This window comes from Erysipelothrix rhusiopathiae, from assembly GCF_900637845.1.
Classification (GTDB): domain Bacteria; phylum Bacillota_I; class Bacilli_A; order Erysipelotrichales; family Erysipelotrichaceae; genus Erysipelothrix; species Erysipelothrix rhusiopathiae.
Map to the genome: position 1 here is coordinate 685,361 of NZ_LR134439.1, position 23,817 is coordinate 709,177.

The 23,817-nt window shown below is 36.6% G+C and carries 23 protein-coding genes, 2 tRNA genes and 1 other annotated feature; of the genes, 23 read left to right on the forward strand and 2 right to left on the reverse strand.

What is annotated here, in order from left to right; translation table 11 throughout:
* Positions 1-108: 108 nt before the first annotated feature.
* The 8 genes from murJ to EL194_RS03480 all read left to right on the forward strand — a co-directional run bounded on the left by murJ (position 109) and on the right by EL194_RS03480 (position 8,317).
* Complete coding sequence (murJ, locus tag EL194_RS03445) at positions 109-1,635, forward strand: murein biosynthesis integral membrane protein MurJ (protein WP_003775289.1); 1,527 nt, start codon at positions 109-111, stop codon at positions 1,633-1,635.
* Positions 1,636-1,784: 149 nt separating this feature from the next.
* The gene (locus EL194_RS03450; protein ID WP_003775291.1) at positions 1,785-3,263 is read left to right on the forward strand and encodes an ATP-binding cassette domain-containing protein; all 1,479 of its coding nucleotides are present in this window, start codon (positions 1,785-1,787) and stop codon (positions 3,261-3,263) included.
* A 45-nt stretch (positions 3,264-3,308) separates the two neighbouring features.
* Positions 3,309-3,544 (forward strand) — a binding site (T-box leader).
* 91 nt (positions 3,545-3,635) lie between these two features.
* Positions 3,636-4,154 (forward strand): tryptophan transporter, encoded by a 519-nt coding sequence (locus EL194_RS03455; protein WP_034886755.1) that lies wholly within the window; start codon positions 3,636-3,638, stop codon positions 4,152-4,154.
* A gap of 249 nt (positions 4,155-4,403) precedes the next feature.
* On the forward strand, positions 4,404-5,021 hold the full coding sequence (locus EL194_RS03460) for a cyclase family protein (protein WP_003775295.1): 618 nt from the start codon (positions 4,404-4,406) through the stop codon (positions 5,019-5,021).
* The gene (locus EL194_RS03465; protein ID WP_003775297.1) at positions 5,021-5,485 is read left to right on the forward strand and encodes a hypothetical protein; all 465 of its coding nucleotides are present in this window, start codon (positions 5,021-5,023) and stop codon (positions 5,483-5,485) included. The genes EL194_RS03460 and EL194_RS03465 overlap by 1 nt, the downstream gene beginning before the upstream one ends.
* Positions 5,486-5,555: 70 nt before the next feature.
* Positions 5,556-6,254: an ABC transporter ATP-binding protein gene (locus EL194_RS03470; RefSeq protein WP_003775299.1), complete on the forward strand. Its 699-nt coding sequence runs from the start codon at positions 5,556-5,558 to the stop codon at positions 6,252-6,254.
* Positions 6,244-7,827, forward strand: a complete 1,584-nt coding sequence (locus tag EL194_RS03475) for a hypothetical protein (RefSeq protein WP_003775301.1) — start codon at positions 6,244-6,246, stop codon at positions 7,825-7,827. Before EL194_RS03470 ends, EL194_RS03475 begins: the two co-directional genes overlap by 11 nt.
* A 91-nt stretch (positions 7,828-7,918) precedes the next feature.
* Entirely contained in the window at positions 7,919-8,317 is a 399-nt protein-coding gene (locus EL194_RS03480; protein WP_003775303.1) for a hypothetical protein, read from the forward strand.
* 87 nt (positions 8,318-8,404) lie between these two features.
* On the opposite strand, the gene EL194_RS03485 is transcribed toward EL194_RS03480, so the two are convergent.
* Positions 8,405-8,489 (reverse strand) — tRNA-Leu (locus EL194_RS03485).
* A 124-nt stretch (positions 8,490-8,613) separates the two neighbouring features.
* Here EL194_RS03485 and EL194_RS03490 point away from each other — a divergent pair.
* From EL194_RS03490 to EL194_RS03520, 7 genes are all read left to right on the forward strand, one after another.
* Positions 8,614-9,954 (forward strand): MATE family efflux transporter, encoded by a 1,341-nt coding sequence (locus tag EL194_RS03490; protein WP_003775305.1) that lies wholly within the window; start codon positions 8,614-8,616, stop codon positions 9,952-9,954.
* A 52-nt stretch (positions 9,955-10,006) separates the two neighbouring features.
* Positions 10,007-10,525, forward strand: a complete 519-nt coding sequence (locus EL194_RS03495; protein WP_003775307.1) for a cysteine hydrolase family protein — start codon at positions 10,007-10,009, stop codon at positions 10,523-10,525.
* On the forward strand, positions 10,522-11,535 hold the full coding sequence (locus tag EL194_RS03500; protein ID WP_003775309.1) for an alpha/beta hydrolase: 1,014 nt from the start codon (positions 10,522-10,524) through the stop codon (positions 11,533-11,535). The genes EL194_RS03495 and EL194_RS03500 overlap by 4 nt, the downstream gene beginning before the upstream one ends.
* Positions 11,536-11,618: 83 nt before the next feature.
* The gene (gene lspA / locus EL194_RS03505; RefSeq protein ID WP_003775311.1) at positions 11,619-12,080 is read left to right on the forward strand and encodes a signal peptidase II; all 462 of its coding nucleotides are present in this window, start codon (positions 11,619-11,621) and stop codon (positions 12,078-12,080) included.
* Positions 12,073-12,981 (forward strand): RluA family pseudouridine synthase, encoded by a 909-nt coding sequence (locus EL194_RS03510; protein WP_013853120.1) that lies wholly within the window; start codon positions 12,073-12,075, stop codon positions 12,979-12,981. The genes lspA and EL194_RS03510 overlap by 8 nt, the downstream gene beginning before the upstream one ends.
* Positions 12,981-14,180 (forward strand): rhomboid family intramembrane serine protease, encoded by a 1,200-nt coding sequence (locus EL194_RS03515; protein WP_003775314.1) that lies wholly within the window; start codon positions 12,981-12,983, stop codon positions 14,178-14,180. Before EL194_RS03510 ends, EL194_RS03515 begins: the two co-directional genes overlap by 1 nt.
* A 9-nt stretch (positions 14,181-14,189) precedes the next feature.
* Entirely contained in the window at positions 14,190-14,669 is a 480-nt protein-coding gene (locus tag EL194_RS03520) for a deoxycytidylate deaminase (RefSeq protein WP_003775317.1), read from the forward strand.
* On the opposite strand, the gene rnhC is transcribed toward EL194_RS03520, so the two are convergent.
* A complete protein-coding gene (rnhC, locus tag EL194_RS03525; protein WP_003775318.1) occupies positions 14,656-15,543 on the reverse strand; it encodes a ribonuclease HIII in 888 nt (295 codons plus the stop codon). The two genes, EL194_RS03520 and rnhC, sit on opposite strands and share 14 nt — an antisense overlap.
* 72 nt (positions 15,544-15,615) lie before the next feature.
* Here rnhC and EL194_RS03530 point away from each other — a divergent pair, with 72 nt between their 5' ends.
* The 8 genes from EL194_RS03530 to EL194_RS03565 all read left to right on the forward strand — a co-directional run bounded on the left by EL194_RS03530 (position 15,616) and on the right by EL194_RS03565 (position 23,708).
* A complete protein-coding gene (locus EL194_RS03530) occupies positions 15,616-16,281 on the forward strand; it encodes a CvpA family protein (RefSeq protein WP_003775320.1) in 666 nt (221 codons plus the stop codon).
* Positions 16,274-18,562: an endonuclease MutS2 gene (locus EL194_RS03535; RefSeq protein WP_003775321.1), complete on the forward strand. Its 2,289-nt coding sequence runs from the start codon at positions 16,274-16,276 to the stop codon at positions 18,560-18,562. Before EL194_RS03530 ends, EL194_RS03535 begins: the two co-directional genes overlap by 8 nt.
* A 59-nt stretch (positions 18,563-18,621) precedes the next feature.
* Positions 18,622-20,331 (forward strand): excinuclease ABC subunit UvrC, encoded by a 1,710-nt coding sequence (gene uvrC, locus EL194_RS03540; protein WP_232012996.1) that lies wholly within the window; start codon positions 18,622-18,624, stop codon positions 20,329-20,331.
* Positions 20,318-21,067 (forward strand): glutamate racemase, encoded by a 750-nt coding sequence (gene murI, locus EL194_RS03545; protein ID WP_232012997.1) that lies wholly within the window; start codon positions 20,318-20,320, stop codon positions 21,065-21,067. The genes uvrC and murI overlap by 14 nt, the downstream gene beginning before the upstream one ends.
* Positions 21,064-21,534: a YfcE family phosphodiesterase gene (locus EL194_RS03550; RefSeq protein ID WP_003775329.1), complete on the forward strand. Its 471-nt coding sequence runs from the start codon at positions 21,064-21,066 to the stop codon at positions 21,532-21,534. Before murI ends, EL194_RS03550 begins: the two co-directional genes overlap by 4 nt.
* Positions 21,535-21,592: 58 nt before the next feature.
* Positions 21,593-21,668 (forward strand) — tRNA-Arg (locus EL194_RS03555).
* Between the two features lie 153 nt (positions 21,669-21,821).
* Positions 21,822-22,649: a CAP domain-containing protein gene (locus EL194_RS03560; RefSeq protein ID WP_034886758.1), complete on the forward strand. Its 828-nt coding sequence runs from the start codon at positions 21,822-21,824 to the stop codon at positions 22,647-22,649.
* Positions 22,650-22,709: 60 nt separating this feature from the next.
* Positions 22,710-23,708: a sugar-transfer associated ATP-grasp domain-containing protein gene (locus EL194_RS03565; RefSeq protein ID WP_003775333.1), complete on the forward strand. Its 999-nt coding sequence runs from the start codon at positions 22,710-22,712 to the stop codon at positions 23,706-23,708.
* Positions 23,709-23,817 lie beyond the last annotated feature (109 nt).

Here is a 23,817-nt window from a genome sequence, read left to right on the forward strand (position 1 = left end):
CATCAGTTTTTAAAGGGATTTATGATATAATGTTCTATACATATATAAAATAAATAAAAACACAAATCAAATATCTCATTTTATGAGTTTAAGAGAGGATTATATTTTATGAAAAAGAACGCAATAGTTTTAATATTGCTGATGGTATTTAATAAATTCTTTGGAATTTTTAGAGAGTTGTTATTAGCGAAGTATTTTGGTGCAACAGCAATCACAGATGCTTACATTATTGCATCTTCAATTCCGAATTCGTTGTTTAGTTTCATTGCAACCGGGATTACAACTTCGTTTATTCCGATTTTTAGTAAGATTCATAAACGTGAGGGTAGCGATAAAGCGGAGGCGTTCACAAGCAATATCATTAATATCTTACTTGTGGTCTTTATTGGTGTTATTATATTGGCCGAGATCTTTACAGAACCTTTAGTACGGGTTTTTGCTTCAGGATTTAATGCTGAAACAATGGCATTGGCAGTATCATTTACACGCATCACATTACTCGCTGTGTTCTTTCAAACAATTTTAGCGGTATTGCAAGGATACCTCCAACTTAAAGAACGCTTTGCAGCTCATGGTATCAGTTATGTGATCATGAATATTGTAATTGTTATAAGTATTATTTTATCGAAAGGAAATTCTGTTTATCTGCTTGCATACGGGGTAACATTAGCGATTGCCAGCCAATCCTTCTTTATCTATCTGATTGCAAAGCGATCCGGTTATAAACATCAATTTAAATTAAAAATTCGTGATGAACATATTAAAATCATGCTTGTAATGGCGGTTCCGGTTATCATTGGGTCGTCAATTGATCAAGTTAATGCAATTTTTGATAAAACCATTGCTTCAGGTGTTATTGAAGGTGGGATTTCAATTGTGAATTACTCAAATAAAATTAGTGATTCAATAATTGGTCTTTTTGTAAGTTCCATTATTACGGTGCTTTTTCCAGCTATGGCAAAGTTTGCGGCCAATGGTGATGATGAGGGCTTAAAGAATTCGATTTCAAACACGCTTATTGCAGTGAATATGATTGTTGTTCCGGCAACACTTGGAATGATGGTGTTGTCACAACCTCTCGTTCAATTATTTTTTGGCCGGGGAGCTTTCACACCGGAAGCGGTTGTTTTAACGTCGAATGTATTAATAGCTTCATGTCTTGGTCTTATCGTGAATGCGAATGCGATGATTTTACTCCGCGTCTTTTATTCTTTGGGTGATACACGTCGACCTGTGGTTTATGGAGCAATTTCTGTTGCGTCAAACATTGTGGCGAGTTTATTCTTTGTTCAGTTTATGGGGCTTCCAGGATTAACACTGGGTACCAGTATTTCCAAACTCGTATACTTTATTCTAATCTATTATTTCTTGTATAAGATGATTGGCGATTTCAATAATAAGTATATTTTCAAAACTGTTTTAAAACTGATTGTTTCTGGATCGATTATGGCAGCGGTAGTTTTCTTCGCTTATCCATTTATTAGTCCTAACTTTAGTTTGGTAACGGGACTGGTTCTTGTCGTCTTGATTGGAATTCTTGTCTACTTCGTTTCTGTCAAGTTAATGAAAATTGAAGAATTTGATCAAGGGATTGAGAGCGTTAAAGGAAAATTTATAAGTAAGGTAAAACACTAAAGTTCTCATTTGAGAACTTTTTACTTGTTTGCGAGAATGAGACGTGTTATATTTTATTGGACTAGAAAGGTAGCAGATTGCTATCCGGTGAGACTTATGGGAAATGCGCCTACGTTAAAACATAATAACTAAAAAGGAGGCGTTTTTCTATGTTTAACATAAGTCTAGATGTTAAGACGAAACAAGGACGTGATCTTATCACGTCTTTTTCTATGTCTGTAAATCATGGTGATCGTATTGGAGTTGTTGGAGAAGAAGGTAATGGTAAAAGTGTTTTTCTTAAATCGCTTGTAAACTGTCCTGAAATGAGGAATTTGAAAGTGAGTCGAGCTTTGCATCCGGAGTCGATTGTTTTCGGTTATTTAGGTCAAGAATTGAGTTCGGAAGAGCGGTCACAAACAATTCTTGAGTTTGTGTTGGAGGGCTCATGGGATCGTTTTGGGGACTTTGTACCGTTGTTTTTATCCATGGTACCGATGTTGACGGAACGCGATTATGATCGTTGCATGACGTCTTTAAGTGGTGGTGAGTGCGTTCGTATTCAATTATTAAAACTTCAGTTACTAGCTGTTGACTGTTATGTGTTGGATGAGCCAACAAACAATTTAGATATGAATGGTTTGATATGGTTTGAAGCATGGATGGATGCGCAGACTATACCTATAATTTTTGTTTCCCATGATCTTGAAACACTAAGGCATAGCGCAAACAGGATCCTTCATTTTGAACAATTACACCGTAAATCAATTTCAAAATTAACCTTGTTTGAAGGGTCTTATGATGAATACATTCAAAGTAGAGATCGATCTTTGTCCCATCATAACCAACAAGTTCGTTTTCAAAAGCGATTTCATGCAAAACAAGAAGCGAAGTGGCAGAAACAGTATCAAAAAGTAGGTCATCAACTTCAAAATGTAAATCGTGCAGATCCTGGACTACAAAAGAAAATGAAGAATCTAAAAGCACAAAAGAATCAACGCTTAAAGCAAGAAACACTGATCCACCGTGATCAAGAAGTGGCGATTAAGATTGAAAGTGTTCATCAAACAACAGGGCCTTTAAAAGTTGTGCTTACATTTGATATCAACCAATTGTTTATAAAGGGACGTGTGATTGGCACAGACTATCGCTATACGTTGATGTCGGGTGAGAAGGTTGCGCTTGTAGGTCCTAATGGCTGTGGTAAAACAACTTTATTCAATGAAATCGTTCAATCGCTAACAGGTAATGTTGGTGTTATGCATCAAGATTATCATCGAAATCTTGATGTTAAGAAAAATGCGATTGAAAACTGTATTGACTCGAGTGATAAGGAAGCGCGCACTGCCGTTCGTTACGCTTTAGGAGGTTTAAACTTTACTTCCGATGAGATGGAAATTCCGGTAGAATTTTTATCGGGAGGTCAAAAGGCGAAAATTTCGCTTTTGAAAATTTTACGGACGAAACCAGACGTATTATTGTTAGATGAACCAACTCGGAATCTTAGTCCGTTTTCTTTGGTGGCGATTTATGAAATGCTTGAGGACTATAAAGGAGCGGTATTGTGTATTACACATGACCGTCAACTTATCGATCATGTATTTGAAGATGTTCTTGAGATGACACCCAAGGGATTTATAAAACGTTAATTAATGCTTGACAGCAGTAGAATACGTGCTATTATTGCTTTAATAACAAACTTAATGATTGAGAAGAGTAACTTTCAAGAAGTATGTCCAGAGAGTCTGTGGTTGGTGTGAACAGAACTTCCTTCGAAAGTGAATGGCCTCATGAAAGGCGGAATGAACACTTCGGTAAGTAGTTTACGACGGTTGTCCCCGTTAACAGGACAGGAATATGTTTGTATTCCTATTGAGTTACGTATTTTACGTAGTGTTTCAGGTGGTACCGCGAAGACTTCGCCCTGTATGGGTGGAGTTTTTTTTGTTCTAAGGGAGGTGATGACTGTGGTATGAAGTGACGTGTTTTGGTTTAAAAATTATGATAAAGGAGCGAATAAAATGAAAATCAAAAATTTAACCATATCAACCCTGTTTCTAACATTGGGTCTTGTATTACATATCACGGTCCCTGGAACCGTTGGTTTGATGAAGCCTGACTTTATGCTGGCTTTCTTTTTCTTTGCATTGTTTGAACTGCAATCATTTCATGAGGTTGCCGTGATTAGCATTGTCTGTGGTTTTTTAACTGCAATGACAACTTCAATGCCAGGTGGTGAAATCGCAAACGTGGTTGATAAATTAATTACCGGGCCACTCGTGTTTTACAGTTATCAGTTTCTTGTAAATCGAATTAGTCCAAAAGTAACCTCTTGTTTTATTTCAGGTATGGGTACACTCATATCGGGCGTGATATTCTTAAGCGTTGTGCAAGCCTTAGGTGGGATTCAACTGCCATTTCAAATGTTTCTATTTGGAATAATTCTTCCCGCAATGGTCGTAAATAGTCTGCTCGTATTACTTGTTTCGAAAGTGTTAGACCGGATTAAACCCAAAAAAGAAGTAAATCTTCGTTTTTAATTTTGAGATTGTTTCGTATCAATCCAACGTTGATCATTCTTTTGTGTTTTTAGCTTTTAGTTTCGCGTTGTGCAAGATTGGGTTCTGGCAGTACGTTATTGGCGGTGGTACATAAGTGTGTCAGGTTCGAATATGAGATTAAAAAGTCTAAATTGCTAAGGGGAGTGTATGATTGTGTGTATAAATACGATAATTTCACACTAGCATTCACATAGTTTTTCGTTATAATAGGAACGAGGGATAAAATATATGAAACTTATCGATTTAACACAAACATTTAATGAAGCAACTGGGGTTTTCCCAGGAGATACGAAAACGAAATTTGATCTGGATGCATGTTTTGAAGATGATGGTTATACAAACTACTCTGTAACTGCATCTCTACATACAGGAACCCATGTGGAAGTTCCAATGCATTTATCAAGTGACGAGCGATTTATCAGTAATTTCCCCATTGACCGCTTTATTGGTCGTGGAGTTATGATTGATGTTCGCAATCAAAAAGAAATTGATTATAAACCGGACTATGAGCTCTTGGTGAACCAAGGGGATGTGGTTGTGTTTTATACTGGATTTGATGAGCGCCGTGGTGAAAAGGTTTATTTTGAAGATCATCCGGTATTTACAGAGGAACTGGCAATGTTTCTTGTAGAAAAACAAATCAAAATGGTTGGGATGGACATTCCATCACCCGATTTAGAACCTTATTATGTTCACAACATTCTTATGGATGCGGATATTATGATTTTAGAAAATTTAAATAATTTGGATTCATTGCGCTACCATAAAGACTTTATTATTTCTGCAGTACCCCTAAAAATCGAAGCGGAAGCAAGTCCTGTTCGCGCATATGCAGTATTAAAATAATGAAACGGTATTGGGGATGTATTTGCTCGGTAGTACTTTTAGGGCTAACAGGATGTCAAAGGAATCAGCAGCTAGTCTGTGAAAAGGATTATGTTGTGGATGGAAGTCTTGTACATGAGACTTATCGTGATACACTGGTCAATAATTATACCGTAGAACGTTTGCATACCTTTCAAATAAGCGATTTGAAAGAGAGTGTTGATGACTGGTTTTTAACACAACTTCCTCAAAAGGAAATTGTAATGTTTAAAGAAATTTTGAATCAAGAACACCTACGTTTTACAATGGTAAGTACAGACCAAGATTACAGTACAGGAACCTTTTTAATTTCTCATCGTTATCTATTTGATATGATGGGTTCAAATGAACTTCAGATCGCTACAACAACATTTGAGCAATCTGTGTTGTCTTTAGAAGCACTTAAAACATATCGAACACAACAAAACTTTAAATGCACGCAATAGCGTGCATTTTTTATTGATTCACTGAATACGGTGTGGTAATGTATTGGTGTAACGATACAGAGGTGGAAGTATGAAATTAGAGATTAAGAATCTTTCGAAATCTTTTGATCATCAAGATGTTTTGAAAGACATTAACTTAACGCTTGAGAAGGGTAAAATTTATGCGTTATTGGGGAGAAATGGTGCAGGGAAAACCACTTTCTTTAATTGTATTAGTCAAGAAATACCACGTGATAGTGGTATCGCGTGTTTTGATGACGGTAGCCTCTTAACACAACATGATGTAGGATTTGTTTATACAAATCCGATGTTGCCGGAATTTTTAACGGGAATTGAATTTTTAACGTTTTTTATTGATATTCATAAAGATCAAGGTTTTATACGCGAGGATGTTCATGCATATTTTGATTCGATTCAATTTAACCAAGATGATCGCTATAAACTGATTAAAGATTATTCACATGGTATGCGAAATAAACTTCAAATGTTATGCATCATGATGTTGAAGCCGAAAGTACTGTTTTTGGATGAGCCGCTCACTTCATTTGATGTGGTTGCATCCATTGAAATGAAACGTCAACTTGTTGCGCTCAAAGAAGACTGCATTATGGTTTTATCAACGCATATGATGCAGATTGCTAAAGATATTTGTGATGAGGTGATTATCTTGCATCATGGCAATGCAACACTTTTGGATTCAGATCGCTTACACGACTCTTCATTTGAGGAAGATATTATTGATATCTTAAGTGATAATCATGAATCATAGTGTCCTAAAAGATATTAACGTTGTAAATCGAACAAATCGATTTCTATACTATCTGCGTTCGATTAAACCATTACGAAAGGTTATTTATGCTAACGTCTATGAGAATACAGAACGAAAAAAGAAGCTTGGTCGTATTGTAACGGTTCTTCATTATCTTAAAATGATTGCGAATCAGTTTATTTACTTATTTCTTATTTTTGGGATACTTGCTCAAGCATTACCACAAGTGCCCGTTGAATTTATTTGGTTTCTATTGGTAATCATAAGAGCGTGTGTGACCACAATTTCAAGTGATGATTCGATTGAAAAATGGACCTTAATTCGTTCTTTCAAAGTTGACTTTAAATCTTATTATCATTTCCGTTTGCATCATGACATCATTGAACGCATACTTTATTGTATTGCTATTATGTTTACGGTCGTGATGTATGACCAAAGTGTGTTAACGGCATTTATGATGGTTCTTGTGGTATTAGGGACAAAGATTGTTGCGGAGGGGCTAGATCTTGCCTATTTTAACCGTTACCATAAGAAAATAAGTGGTAAGTATAAGACGGTATTTGTGCTTGGTTTAGTACTTAGTTTTGGTGCATTATTATTTGCCAATTACTTATCGATGGTCGTGTTCTATTTCTTAACGGGTATCATTGTTTTGATGGCGATTACGTTTACGGTTCGTATTCCAGTTCGAGAAGTTCAAATTCATGAATCATATGGGCTCTATATGCTTCAACAGATAAGTCCAGAGGAGAGTTTAGCGTCAATCAACCTCAAATCAAGTCAAACGGTTTTACGAATTGATGATGATTATAATCTTGATCAATCTGATAAAGTTATCAATCTCTATGAAGGTTATGGCCTTCTGAATCGTCTTTTCTTAGAACGGCATCGACGACTCTGGTTTAAACCGCTACGTTTTAGATTTTTAGTTATCCTTGCAGTGGTGGTTGTTAGTGTTATAAGCCTAACAATTCTGAGATCGTTTTTCCCAGAGATGTATTTTCAAGTTTGGTATCCATTTTCAACTGAAATGTTTAAATCGATTGGACCTTATATTTTTATCGTCTATCTCCTGAATATTGGGGAGTCAATGACCCGTGCATACTATCTAAATTGTGATTCAAAATTATTGAACTATGCGTTTTATCGACGACCTGAAATTATTTGGAAACAGTTTGTAGGGCGTTTAGGGACACTTGTGTTTCTAAATATGATTCCGCTTATACCCATAATTATAGGTGTAGCTTTTATGGTTGGGATACAATTAATTATTCCGATACGTGGTGAAGTTCAAATTTTTATTATTACCTTAGTGCTTTTAAGTGTTTTTTTCAGTGTTCATAATTTACTAATGTATTACACATTACAACCTTATAATGAATCGATGCAAGAAAAAGGATTCCTATATAATTTAGTGAAAGTTCTTGTGGTCATGGTTGCTTATAATGGCAATCGTTTAAGCGATATTCCAAATTTGAATTTGTGGCTTTCAATCATAACGGCGTTATATTTCATTATCGGTGTACTCTGTGTTCGATTGTTTTCTGAGAAAACGTATAAAATTAGAAAATAGTTTATTTGGTTATTTTAAGTCGTACGGGTATGGCACTTGAACCATTAGCTTATCTTCTCTATAATTAAGGAAATGTAGGGGAGCTGGATTGATGAAGAGAAGAAAAGGGTATTTAACGGTTATGACGGCTGTGTTTTTTATGGCAGCGTTATCTCATTTGATATTCCCAAGTTATATGATTGCGAACTCGATATGGGGTTTTGACTACGGCTGGCAACGAGAACTGGGTGCAATGTATTTAGCAATTACATTTGTGAATTGTTATGCTTTGTATACTCATAATGATGACCAACAGCATATTTTAGCAATGTTAGCCATGACAATGTGTATCGGTATTGGTTTTAATAATTTAGGGGCATGGCTTTCTTCACCCTTAGATCATAATTATGTTCATATTGTAGGTGTGATCAACTTCTTGCTTATCGGAGGTTTTGGTGGATTTTACCAAGGGTATCGCATTATGTCTAAAGTCGTTGAACAACGACAATAAAAAAGAGGACTCAGGTCCTCTTTTTTATTGTAATGCACCTTAAACATAAAAAAAATCAACCGAAGTTGATTTTGTAAAATATATATTTGGTGCACCAGATAAGATTTGAACTTACACGACTTGCGTCACACGCCCCTCAAGCGTGCGCGTCTACCGATTCCGCCACTGGTGCATTGCTATTAACTGCTTTTGTATTATAGCATTGGAATAAACAATGTGCAAGATTAAAAGTGGCTAATTTAATGATTTACGTAAAATATCGTGTATAATATTTATGGTTAAGAAGGAAGGTTATAATGAAAATTCATAAAAAGACGTCAATGACAGAGGGCGTCATTTGGAAAGAAATGCTTTTGTTTTCAATACCGCTTTTGATTGGGAATCTATTCCAACAATTATACAATACCGTTGATTCCTTTGTGGTTGGAAACTATGTTGGTGAAGAAGCACTTGCCGCAGTTGGAGCAAGTACACCATTGAGTAATGTTATTATTGGGTTGTTTATGGGGATTTCAACGGGTGCTGGTATTCTTATTTCTCGCTATTTTGGAGCGAAAAAAGATGAAGAATTGCATGATTCAATTCATACCTTTATGGCATTTTCGTTAATTGTAAGTATTTTTCTTACTTTTTTCGGTTCGGTAATGTCTCCAATATTTTTAGGGTGGCTCAAGACACCTGCGAATATTATGGAACCTGCAACCCTTTATCTAAGAGTTTATTTTTGGGGTGTAACCGGTCTTGTTATCTATAATTCCGGGGCTGGAATTTTACGAGCAATCGGAGATTCACGCAATCCTTTGATTTATCTATGTATTTCAAGTCTCATTAATGTATCCTTGGATTTATTATTTGTGATTGTGTTTGATATGGGAATTTTAGGAGTTGCGGTTGCGACGCTGATTGCACAACTTACATCCGCAATCTTAGTTTGGATTCACTTATTACGTGTTGAGGATATTTATCAACTAAAGATGGCTGATATTCGTATACACCGTGATAAACTTTATGAAATTATTCGTCTTGGAATTCCTACTGGAATTCAACAGACGGTTGTTTCATTCTCAAATGTTTTGGTTCAATCATATATTAATGCGTTTGGATCTGCCGCGGTTGCTGGTTTTAGTGCAGCAGATAAGTTTAATGCATTTTTATCAATGCCAACGCAGAGTTTTTCACTCACAATTACAACCTTCACAGGTCAAAATTTAGGTGCGGGACGTAAAGATCGCATTATGGAAGGCGTTCGTACTGCATTAATTTTAGCGGTAGGGATTGTGATTGTTATTGGAATTCCGACCTTTATCTATGCAGATCAGCTGATTGCTTTCTTTTCACCGGAGCCAATGGTTATTATGTATGGTGCACGTATGTTGCGGATTATGGTTCCGTTCTATTTTGCACTCAGCACAACAAGTATTTTAAGTGGTGCATTAAGAGGTGCAGGACTTACAATGGTTCCGATGATAATTATGATTTCATGTTTCACAATTCTAAGACAAATATTCTTGTTCATTATGATGCGAATCAATCATTCTATTGATTGGGTATACTGGAGCTACTCCGTTACGTGGATTAGTCCAATGGTTCTTACACTTCTATACTCAAAAGCGTCACATTGGCTTGAGAAAGCATAGTCCTCCTTCGAGGACTTTTTTATGTTACAATAAAATAAAAAGGGTGGACAATATGAAAAAATTAAACATTATCGTTGATGTTCAAAATGACTTTGTATCGGGGACGCTTGGTTTTGAAGGAGCAAATCAAGTGGTGTTGAATATTCTTCAAAAATTAGAAAAAGAACAAGATTGTGACCTAGTTTTTACACGTGATACCCATGGTTCTAATTATCTTGAAACACAAGAAGGACGCCGCTTACCGATTGAACATTGTATTTTGGGATCAAATGGATGGGAACTTGATATCCGTTTAAAGCCCTTTATTAAACCGGATACGATTATCTTTAATAAACCAACTTTTGCTTCTTTAGAGTTGGGAAATTATTTAGATAAGAAAAATTACGATGTGATAGAGGTGATGGGCTTAGTTTCAAACATTTGTGTTATCAGTACCTGTGTCATTGCAAAAACTGCATGTCCTGAGGCGCGAATTATTGTGGATACAGCGTGCACAGATAGTTATGATCCAATTTTAAATCAAAGTACTTTTGATGTGCTTGAAGGCTTGCACGTGGATGTGATTCGATGAATCGGGCGAGTATAAAACGTGGTCTTTTAGCCGTATTAGCGTTAGTTTTATTAATTGTTGGTGGTGTTGCGGTATATTTTATTGTCGATCCAGCACCTTCTGCTTTTTTAATTCGAAGAGTGTTTGAAGGGGGGTTGGCGGTTAAACCGGATGGGTATGAAGTAATTGAGTCAGAAGTTCGTGTTTACACAGATTTGACCTATGAATCAACGGCTGGCCGCAATACTTTTGATCTTTTCGGTCCGAAGAACACACAAAAGCTCCCTACAGTCATTTGGGTTCACGGGGGTGCGTTTGTAGGCGGCGATAAGCATGATAATTATGAGTATGCAGTCCAATTAGCCAACCAAGGATATCGAGTCATCAATCTCAACTATGATTTAGCGCCAGAAGCAGTTTACCCTTCTCCAGTTCATCAAGTTGGTGAAGCGATTAGTTATCTTGAATCTCATGCAGACCTTTTTGGTTTGGATATGAATAATATCATTTTAGCGGGGGATTCAGCGGGGGCACACATTATATCTCAGTACATGATGGTTCAGGTTGATTCACAGTATGCACAAAAGCTTGATCAAAGTGTTACGTTAAACCCGAGTCATGTTAAAGGGATTGCACTATTTTGTGGGCCTTATGATTTAAACGGACTTTTAAATATGCAGTCTTCTTCAGGTATTTTAGATTTCTTTATGAGTCGTTTGGCATGGGCATATATGGGTGAAAAGGCTTGGATGGATACTACGTATGTGGAATCGTTATCCATTCTGAATCATGTTACCAAAGATTTTCCGCCCACATTTATAACGGATGGTAATCAAATGAGTTTTATGGAAGACGGTTTGAAAATGCAAGAAAAATTGGAATCGTTACACGTTCCGGTAACTTCTGTGTTTTACGAAGATGTTGCGGATGTTTTAGGTCATGAGTATCAATTTAAAATGGATAATCCGTATTCCGTCCATACATTTGAGGAATTCGTAGGTTTCCTTAATAAATATGCTAAGAAGGTGTGAAGACTCACATCTTTTTTGATGGGGTTTTATATATGCAATGAATATGCGATAATGTTATAATAAACACATGAAATGAGGAAGTTATGAAGAAACGTTTAGGATTATTAAGTGTCGTGATTATCGCTATCGATTTGCTGTCAAAGGCATGGATCGACAAAACGATTCCGTTATGGGAGTCTTTACACGTTATACCCGGATTTTTCTCACTTCGGTATGTACGTAATACAGGGGCAGCATGGAGTATGTTTGACGGTCAAAAATGGCTTTTTATCGTACTTGCAACAGCAGTATGCATTGTGCTCGCTTATTATTATGTAAAAGAAGATAAACCTGTCATTTTGACAGCGATTGCCTTAATGTTTGCAGGTGCTTTTGGGAATTTGTTTGACCGCGCAATTTATGGCTATGTACGTGATATGTTTGCGTTCAATATCTTTGGATATCAATTTCCTGTATTTAACGTAGCAGATATGAGTTTGGTTGTGGGTGTCTTCATTCTAGCAATCGTACTCTATCTCGATGAAAGAGGTCAAAAATATGAATAAATTAATTGTAGAAGAAATGTTTGATGGGATGAGAATTGATCAGTATATGGCACTTGCTGTAACAGATTATTCACGAAGTGTTTTACAAACATGGATTAAAAATGGAAATATTACGGTAAACGGTAATGTGGTTAAACCAAACCTTCGTTTAAAAGAAGATGATGTCGTTGAGTATGAAATTACAGAAGAACAAATTTCAATTGTTCCAGTGCCAATGGATTTAGATATTGTTTATGAAGATGATGCAATTTTAGTTGTGAATAAACCAAAAGGTTTAATTGTTCACCCATCACCATCAACTTTAAATCAACCAACATTGGTTCATGGATTGTTGGCTCATACAACGCAGTTAAGTGATCTTAATGGTGAATTGCGTCCGGGTATTGTACACAGAATTGATAAAGATACAACGGGTTTATTGGTTGTTGCGAAAACAAATGAAGCACATGAAATCTTAGTAGAAGATCTAAAACAACGTTTAATTTCGCGAGAGTACGTGGCAATTGTGCATCACCAATTTAAACATCAAAGTGCTACGGTCGATGCGCCAATTGGTCGTGATCCTAAAAACCGTCAACGTATGGCAGTTACAGATCAAAACAGTAAACAAGCAGTAACGCATTTCTACCTTGCAGAACGTTTTAATGATTTTAGTGTGTTGCGTTGTAAATTAGATACAGGTCGTACACATCAAATTCGTGTTCACGCTCAGTATATTAAGCATCCTATTGTTGGAGATCAAACTTATAGTTATAAAAATACATGGGAAACAAATGGTCAGTGCTTGCATGCACAAAAATTAACGTTAACGCACCCCGTTAGCAAAGAGGTTATGACGTTTGAAGCTGAATTACCTCAAACAATGAAAGACGTTATCGAGGAAATCAGGAGGTTAGATTAATGTATACAAAGTCTCAATATGATGCATGGGTAATTGAAGTCGCAAACTATTTTATGAAGCATTTTGAATATCAAATGGTTTCAATGACTCAAGACAGTTCACAGGTTTGGCTTGTGAATCAAAATGTTGAGGACAATGCGATTATTATGGTTACCTCCACATCCCTTTCAAATATTGATCGCGAGATGATTTCAAAACATCGTGAAAGTCTCGCCCTTGTATTTAAAACGAAGGCAGAAGGGCTTAATATTAGTGTGAATCAAGAGGACAAAGTCGGAGATGATATGAATGTGGTTGTAGGACCGAATTTTATCTCATCCTCACAACTTCTTACTTCATACGGTGATTTAAGTGGACTTTTAAAAATAAGTCAAAATCCAGATCGCTCGCTTTCAAAGGCGGTACTTAATTTGAAAAAAACGATCGGTAGAATGCAAAAACAAGCACGATACCGTTCTTTTCCTGTAACCAATGTTATCTCAATTATCTGTGTTGTCGTATTTTTACTCGCACAATATCTTATCTTAATTCCAGAGTTAAACATTAATACGGTTGCAGTTATGTTAGGTGCTTTTTATAAGCCGTTTATCGTTCATGCTCATGAATGGTTCCGATTCATTACTGCAGGTTTTCTTCATATTTCGTTTTTACACTTAATCATGAACTTAATGGCGCTGAGAAATTTAGGCGTAGTTATGGAAACGGTAATGGAGGGTAAAAAATATCTCTTTACCTTAATTGCGGGGATTCTCATGGGTAATGCATTTGTCTTTATTTTGGATGAGGGTGTCATCGGTCTTGGAATTAGTGGCGGACTGTTTGCGTTATTGGGCGCAATGTGTGTCTATTTATTTGAAACAAAGGCGATGCGTAATCCCAAAGTGATGTCTCAAGTCTTTCAAGTCTTATTTATTAATCTCATTATCAGTTCATTACCGGGTGTTAGTGCAACAGCCCACTTAGGTGGATTGATTGCGGGGTTATTGTGTGGACTTGTTTTCTCAAAACGAAAAGATTGGGATTATTTACGCAAGGGAACTATGGTACTATCCGCTGTATTTGTTGTAGGAATTGTGGTTGTGATGACGCAACATGCGGGTACCTTATCAAGCCCAAGGTTGGATATGTCGGTGATTAATAGTTGGTATGAACTGGGCTTTAAAAATTATGCAAACCGTTTAAGCGGTTTTATGAAGTAGGGGGTTTTTATGAGTAAACGGGATAATGTCATTTCTTGGGATGAATATTTTATGGGGCTCGCTCATTTGTCTGCGTTGCGTTCTAAAGATCCCTCAACTCAAGTTGGTGCCGCAATCGTGGATCAACAAAAAAAAATCGTTGGAATTGGCTATAATGGCCTTCCAACGGGATTGAGTGATGATGCGTTTCCTTGGGAACGTGAGGGAGATTTTCAAACAACGAAATATGCATATGTGGTGCATGCAGAGTTAAATGCAATTTTGAATGCGACCCAATCCTTACAAGGGTGTACGATTTATGTCTCGTTGTTCCCTTGTAATGAATGTTCCAAGGCAATTATACAAAGTGGTATTAAAGAAATTGTTTATGAAGATGATAAGTACGCAGAAACGGATGCTGTCTTAGTATCGAAGCGCATGCTTGATGCTGCTGGAGTTTCTTATCGAAAAATTGATAAAGCAATTTGTGTTTCGCTTACGCATCGTTAAGAATTCGTGCTGTATTGGCAAAGTGAACCTTCGCAACATTATCAAGTTCTTCTTTTCCATACCGTCTAACAAATTCTTTTCCAAATGTGTCAACATGGGCACCTGCCCCTTTAGGAAAGACGCAATCATATTTTGTTGAGAGTTTATCGAGGTAATCTAAAAAACCAAATCGCGCAATGATTGCACCGCATGCGACTGCAATAAACTTGTTTTCGGCTTTTGTTTCAAAGATAAGACCACGAAATATTTCAGGTTCTCCCTTGAGTGCGTTGTAATAAGGTTTTTCTGCCATGAATTGATCAATGATTGCATAAGGTGGCATTTCATAACGTTTTTTTAAATTTAAGAATGCTTGATTGTGTAATTTTGCCTTGATGACATTCATGTTCATTGTGTCATGGACGCGGTTATACTTCTTATTATCAAGAATAAGAAGGCTGTATTGAAGTTCTTGTTTGAGTATTGGAGCGATTTTTCGTATCTTATCGTCCGTCATTTGTTTTGAATCGACAATTTCCGCAACGGGAATGCGTTGTAAATCGGATTCGTTTACGATACAAGCACAGACTGTGATTGGACCGAAGTAATCTCCAGTACCTACTTCGTCACTTCCGGCCATCGAACCTTCAATCTTCTGTGTTGGTGCAACCGATGATTTTGGTTTTAAAGGTTCATTTGTATAGGATGAAGCGTGAAATTCTGCGCCTTCACCGCTAAAAACAACCTTACCGCTTGTGTAGGCTGTGATGGTGACATCACTTCCCTTAATTTGGAAGTGTGTGTACTGAATATCGTAACGAATTGGATATTTTGAATATCGTGATTTTAATTCGTTTATCTGTTTGTCTGTTAGTTTTATTGTAATAGTTGTCATACTAATAATATAGACTATTTCGATTGAAATTAATAGTTGAACTCATTAAATAAAAAAAGAAGGAGTGATTTTATGGTGATGTTTCCCAATGATTGGATGGGTTACTTAAATGGGGTTATTATTATTTGGTTTGCGGTGACCCTTTATATTGGATATAAGAAAGGTTTGTTGCTGCAGCTCGTTGATGTTGTGGGAACTTTTGTCTCGCTTTTTGCAGCATGGATTTTCGCACCTGTATTTGTGCAAATATTCCAATTCTTTAAAGCATCTGGAACTGGGTTTCTAACCATTAATCAACTCGTTGTACATCAAATGAATCAGTTGATATGGTTCGTGATCTTATTTGTTGTGATTCGTGTGGTTTTATTACTAGTAACACCGCTTGCAACCATAATTTCAAAAGTTCCATTAGTAAAACAAGTGAATTCCGCAGTTGGTGGTGTTTTCAGCGTAGCATTTTTTGCACTTAAACTCGTGTTGATTTGTGTCTTTTTAACGACACCGATTGTTAAAAATGGTCAGGAAATCATTGATAATACCTGGTTGGTATATGTCGAACGTGCATCAACTCCAATTTTAGGATCATTTGATGATTTTATGAATCAAAACGCTGCAATTCAAAGTATTATTACAGATCAACAGTTATCTCCAAGTCAACAAACTGCTATGGTAAAGTGGCTTGAAAAACACGGTTTTAATGAAGTACAGATAAGGGAGTATTTAGAAAAATATGAATAATACATCGTCTCGATTAGAGTTCGATAAAGTGCTTGAGCGAATTGCTCATTATGCATCATTTTCATTAGGTAAGGAAGCGGTCTTAAATACGGTTCCTTCATTTTCCTCATTAATTGTGAAACGTGATTTAGCGCGCGCTAAAGATGCATTACAGTTAGTGGTTGTAAATGGTTCTATGTCATTTGGTGGCATCACAGATGTAACCTATGCTTTAACACTTGCTGAAAAGGGTGGAACTTTATCGGTAGAAGATATAGTAGATGTTGGACGCTTTATGCAAGGTCTTGAACGTCTAAAAAAACAATTTAAAAATCTAGAAGGAACGTATCCTGCACTTGAAGATTTATTTGAAAGTCTTGAAGTTACGGAAACAACACTGAAACATATTGAACATTGTTTTGGAGAACAGGGTGAAGTCTTAGATCGTGCAAGTGCACATTTAGGTGAGCTGAGACGTCAAAGTAAAGCTCTTGAACAAAACATTGAAAATAAAACTCAGGAATTTTTAACCAAAAATCGCGCAATGCTTAGTGAAGCAGTCGTTTCGTTACAACATGGACGTCGCACTTTTTTAGTGAAACCTTCAGATAAAAATAAACTTGAAGGAACAATTTATGGTGAATCAGCAAGCGGGCAGTCGGTTTATTTTGAGCCTGCCTTTTTAGCGCGAATGCAAAATGAATATCAAAGTCTCATTCATCAAGAACAAAATGAAATCGAACGCATTTGTCGCGAGACATCTAATTTAATCGCACATGACGCACAACAACTCAGAGCTGATCTTGACACCGTGGCTATCATCGATTGTCTTTTTGCGAAAGCAGAGTGGGGGGCATATCATGATGCGGTTGTCGCAACACTAACGCAAGATCGGTTGAATCTAAAAAATGCAAGACATCCACTGATTAATCCCAAAGAAGTTGTCGCAAACACATATAAACTCACTCCGCCTCATAAAATGATTTTAATTAGTGGTCCGAATACCGGGGGAAAAAGTGTAAGTTTAAAGACAATGGGATTATCCATTCTCATGACTTTAGCCGGATGTCCAATCTGTGCGGAATCAGCGGAAGTGATGTTGGTTGATCAATTGTTTGTGGATATTGGAGATCAACAATCCATCGAAAAATCATTGTCGTCGTTTTCTGCTCATATGGAAACGATGACAAAAGTTAATGCGCAAGCAACATCAAAATCAATTGTGTTGCTGGATGAGTTAGGTTCACAAACTGATCCCTTAGAAGGTGAAAGTTTGTCGATGGCAATCTTAGATCATTTTAGAGATGTAGGGTGTTGGGTTATCGCTACGACGCACTTTTCAAGACTAAAAAAATACGGGACTCAATACGAAGATATCCTTATTGCAAGTGTAGAATTTGATTTACAAAATCTAAAACCTACTTATCGTTATCGCGAAAATGTCATGGGTGAATCCAATGCGTTTGCGATTGCTAAACGTTTAGGTTTACAAGCCGATATTATTGACCGTGCATTTAAATATAAACAAGAAGGTCAGTATGAAGCAGATCACTTACTCGAAATTCTTGAAGCAAAAATTAATGAACAAGATAAACTTGAGCAAGAACTCTTAAAAGAAAAAGAAGCGATCGAAAATCTTAAACGTGATGCACTGATGAAACAAAAAGCACTTGAAGCAGAGTTTGTTCGTAAAGAGCAAGCTTTACGTGAGGAAAATGAAGCGTTGCTGGAACAAATGGTCGAAGAGGCTGAACGCCAATTAGATGTACTCAATAAAACAAATCGTCCAGATCTACGAAAAAAAGCAGTAAAGCAAATTCAATCCTTACAGGCTGAAAACGCTGTTGATGAAACCATAGGTAAAGGAGATCGCGTACAATTGAAATCCACAAATCAAGTGGGTGTTGTCGATTCGATTGAAAAGAATACTGCATTTGTGTCAATCGGTGGTTTAAAGGTGAATGTCGATTTAAGTAAACTCACACGCATTGCAGGTCCTGCTAAAAAAGTGAAGGTAAAACCTACACGAACTCATAGTGTTGATGCGCGATCATCGTTTAAAACGGAGTTGAACATTATTGGACTTCGTGTTTCCGAAGCCCTTCCACAGGTAGAGAAATATATTGATGAATGTGTACTTCATAAAGTACCAACCTTTAGAATTATTCATGGACATGGTACCGGGCAGTTGCGTACTGCGGTTCACCAAACACTTCGCCGTAATAAAAATGTAGGCTCCTTTGAATTAGGCGGTGTTGGCGATGGTGGAATGGGTGCGACTGTTGTGAAGCTAAAACAATGACACACTCAACAATCGAGGAAAAACTTAAACGTTTGCCCATGGAGCCGGGTTGTTATCTCATGAAAAATAAGAATGGTGAGATTATCTATGTCGGGAAAGCGAAGAAATTAAAAAATCGCGTAAGTTCCTATTTTACGGGTGCCCATGATCATAAGACAACACGTATGGTACGTCAAATTGATGATTTTGAATTTATCATTACAAGTACGGAGAAAGAGTCTTTAATTCTAGAAATTAATTTAATTAAAGAACACCGACCTCAATTCAATATCATTTTTATGGATGATAAGTCGTATCCATATTTAAAAATTCCCCGAGAAGGAAAACCGGAAGTTTTGGTTGCGCGAGATCGTAAACAATCCAAGCAATTTCATTATTTTGGTCCATATCCTGATGCGACAGCAGCGCGTGATATGGCCCGTCTTCTAAATGACTCAGTGCCTACTGGAGATACATTATTACCCAATACTTTAGCCATTTACAGCGCATTTAATCGTACTGGTAAACGTTATACACCGGAAGAACTGAATGTTTGGCGTCAAAATGTGATGAGTATTTTAAACGGTAATATAAAACCGTTTAAAGATGAGTTAGAGCGAAAGATGCTTGAAGCAAGCCAATCTTTAAATTTTGAGTTGGCACAAGTCTATAAGGAAAAGCTACATGCTTTAGACTATATTGGTGATAAACAACAAGTTCAATTTTCTTTAAACGAACGATTTGATTTGTTTCACTTTGCCTACTATCAAGGGTATATTGCGATTGTAGGTCTCTTTGTTAGAGGGGGTCGCTTGTTGGAGCGAAGCATGGCGGTTGAGGCATGTATGGAAGAACCGCTTGATGCTTTTGTTTCTTTTATTGCACAATTTTATGAAAACCAACCGGTACCCAAAACGATTTATGTTCCAGACTTAGTGAATGCAGAAGAATTGGGCGATGTTTTGGGTGCTGAGGTTAAAGTACCATTGCGTGGTAAAAAGAAAACACTTTTGGAAATTACACAAAAGAATGCGCAACAACAACTTGATGATCAGTTTTCAATCCTTCGTGAGCGTCAACAATTTAAAGATGAGGCGTTAAGAGATTTAAGTGCTGCTTTAGGTATGAGTTCGATTATTCATCGTATTGAGGTTTTTGATAACTCGCATATTTCCGGTGCTTTCGCTGTTTCTGCCTGTGTTGTTTATGATGATGGTGAACCAAATAAAAACCAATACCGTCGCTATAAATTACATCAAGGGAATGATGATGTTGCTTCTATGAAGGAAGTCTTGTATCGTCGATATTTTCGTCTTATGCGGGAATCGAAACCGATGCCGGATTTAATTTTAGTTGATGGTGGTAAACCTCAGCTTAATGCAGCGTTAGAGGTTCTCAGTGATCTTGAACTTGATTTGAGGGTTTGTTCCTTGGTTAAAGATGATCGACATCGTACGCACGCTTTAATGCGTGAAGATGGAACTTTAATTACAATTAATAAAACAAGTTCGCTCTTTAATTTTTTGATGCAGATGCAAGATGAAGTGCATCGATTTGTAATAACGTATCACCGTAATTTACGGAAAAAAGCTATGACACGCTCAATTCTTGATGAAGTAAGTGGATTGGGAAAAGTAAGACAGAAAGAACTCTATAAGAAATTTGGCTCTTTGAAGAATATTCGCGCGGCGTCTTTAGAAACGCTTCAGACGGTTTTACCTGAAGATGTTGCGGGTGATTTGTATGATATACTACATATAGATTGGAATGATTATCATGAAAAAAATTAAAACCTTGGGGATTTTTGATTCGGGTCTTGGTGGTTATAGTGTTTATCAATATCTAAAACAGCATCTTGATCCCGTTTCTTTGGTACTTTATGCAGATCAAAAAAATGCCCCTTATGGAAATCAATCGGATGATGCAATCATTGCTTACACCCTACATGCGATGAAGTGGTTTCAAGATCATGACATAAGGGATGTGGTCATTGCGTGTAATACCGTTTCAGCAGTGGCACTTTCCACTGCAAGAAACCATTTTCCAGATATGAATCTAATTGGCATTATCGAATTAACGGTTGGACAAATTGAACCCAATGCAGATACTTGTGTTGGTATTGTGTCAACACTTGCAACCTTTAATGCGCATGCATATCGTAATTTTATTCATGAAAAAGGACCGATTCACGTTAAGGAACTCGCACTTCCTGAATTGGTCAATATTATCGAAGGTTTAAATCAAAATTTAAAATTGGATACTTATTTGGAAAATGAATTAAAACCTATTCTTGAGTCAACAGATCTCATTTTAGGTTGTACTCATTATCCCCTTGTTCATGATGCTTTTAGAAAAATATATAAAGGTCAAGTTCATGATTCAAGACGTCCGATTTGTGAGTATGTTGCGATGAACTATGAGTTTTTAAGGTCATCATGTCAGACTTTTACGACAGGTGACGCTCAAAAAATGGAAAGACAAATTAAACGTCTTTTTGATTCGATAGAAAAGGTGGAAACAATATGACAGAAATTATCGTTTGCAGTGATAACCATGGTAAGAAAAAAGTTCTTGAATCAATTCTACAAAAATATCCTCATGCGGATGCCTACATTCATTGTGGCGATAATGAACTTGATTATGAATCCATGAAACCCTTTGACGCAGTTACAGGGAATAACGATACGTTTTATAAGTATCCAGAATCATTGGTAGTAGACGTAAAGGGAACGCGTATTTTTGTAGCGCATGGTCATTTAATGCGTTATCGTCATATCGAAGACGATATTATTGCGTTAGCTAAGGAACATCGTTGTACGATTGCGTGTTATGGACATACCCATGTTCCTGTCGTAAAAGATGTGGACGGGATTCTTTTAATTAATCCAGGTTCGCTCTATTATAATCGAGACGGATCACCAACATGTTTCGCAAAAATCACGATTACAGAAGATAAAGTGACTGTAGAAGAATTATTTGAAAGAGATTTATAAAAAGCATTGTATTCTATGCGTCTTAATGATATTATTGTAGACGCATAGAGCACAATTTGTCTCCGTAGCTCAGTGGATAGAGCACGCGCCTTCTAAGCGTGTGGTCGGGAGTTCGAATCTCTCCGGGGACGCCAAATTTAAACGATAACACCAAATATTTGGTGTTTTTTTTATGTTTTCCATAAAAGTTCACATATAATATAATCTACGCGATAAAATGAATTTAACAATAGGATTTTATGTGAAAATTTAGTACAATTATACAAGAACTTTATATGGAGGGGCATATGAAAGTAAAAAAGAAACACATTATTGGATTTTTTGGATTATTGGTTTTTTGCTTTGGATGTGGAGTTGGATATTTTCAAGGAATATCAAAAAAAACAGTTGAACAACAGCCCCCCCAAATTATGGAAAAGAATGCAGATAATACGAATATTTCAAAAAATAAAAAATCAGATCAGCCAGAAGATTACAAGCCTGAAACATCGGATTATTTTGTTGAGGAATATCGAAGTGAAGAAACACCCATCCCCTTTGATAAACACGAAAAAAATGATGCAAGTATCAATCAGGGTGAAACGATTACAGATCAAGAAGGAAAAACAGGTCTGAAGCGAACCGTTTATAAAGAACTCTATAAAAACAATGATTTGGTCGATTCTTCTGTTCAATATACTGAAGTTGTTTATGCTCCTGTTGATGAAATCACACGTGTTGGAATCAAAGAAATTATTGTGAATTCGGAACATATCGATAAAGATGAGTCGCTTTTAATGTTTAATCGTGTCAATCAAATTCGAAAAGAACATCAATTGGATCCTCTAACATGGTCAGAGTCACTTTTTGAATATGCAGGGATTCGTGCAGTGGATCTTGAAAAAAGTTTCGAGCACCGTCGCCCTGATGGAAGTTCTTGGGATAGTTTGAATCCTCAATTGATTTTTGCTGAGAACTTAGCGAAACGTGCGTTTTCGGTAGAAAGTGCCATGAGTGGTTTTATGGAATCGCCAAGTCATCGAGCAAATATTTTAGATGATTTTAAGTCAGGTGCGTGTGCACTTTATCAAGCATCTGACGGGAACTGGTATTGGGTCCAACTCTTTGGATATTGATACGGTCTTGTCTGAAATGAAAACTAAGGTTATTATAGATTAAGTATGTGGAGGTAAAGCATGGGTCGAATTAAGTATTATTTTAGAAGGTTAAAAGCTTTAGATTACAAAAATATGTGGCGAATCGCGGGTCTCATTAGTAAAGAAACTGGTAAATTTAGACTGTTTATTCTTTTTGATATGATTGGATGCTCATTCATCTATCAGTCAGGCTATCTAGATTACTTTGAGTTTGAGTTTTATTTATTGAAGCGCGCGGAACGTAAGACGTTTATTACGGGTGGTATTGCAAACTCAATCATCGTAAAATATAATCAAAAAGAATTCAGACATAAATTCGCAGATAAATCAGAATTTAATAAAGTATTTCGAGAGTATATTGGTCGTGATTTTGTTGATTTACGCGAATCATCGGATGAATTGGTTAAAGCGTTTTTGGCTGGGCATGATGTCGTGATGGCAAAAGTTACAGATAGTCTTATGGGATATGGGGTTGAACGTTTTGTTACTGCGGAGATTGAAGACTTTGATTTGTTCAAACAAGAACGTATGGAACGTCGTCAATTTTTGATTGAAGAGTATTTTGTTCAACATGAAGCAATGTCTTCACTTTATCCGGAGAGTGTTAACACACTTCGTATGATTACATTTTTCGATGGCAAAGATGTCCATGTGCTTGAAGGTGTTCTAAAGATCGGGAATGGCGGGCACTTGGATAATTTTGGTGCGGGTGGAATGTACACAGTTTTGGATGATGGCGGAAAAGTTTTATATCCTGCATTTGATAAAGATGCAGTTGCTTTTAAAAAACACCCAATTACTGGAACCGATATTGTTGGGTTTCAAGTTCCACTTTACAATGACATTGTTGAGATGCTTGATCGTGCAGCACGTGAAGTTCCACAAATTCAATATGTTGGTTGGGATGTTGCAGTTGGTCAAAAAAGACCCTCTCTCATCGAAGGGAATTACAATACTGGCGTATTCCAAATGAAACCAAGTTTAACGGGTTCTAAGGAAGGCTTGTTACCGAAATTTCGAAAAGTTATCGATATTTAAACCTCGACATCGTCGAGGTTTAATTTTTGATTCGAACCCTTTTAAAAGATAAGCAAAACAAATGCGTTACTTTTGTTTTTTATCAAACAAAAGTGTGTTAAAATGAAAC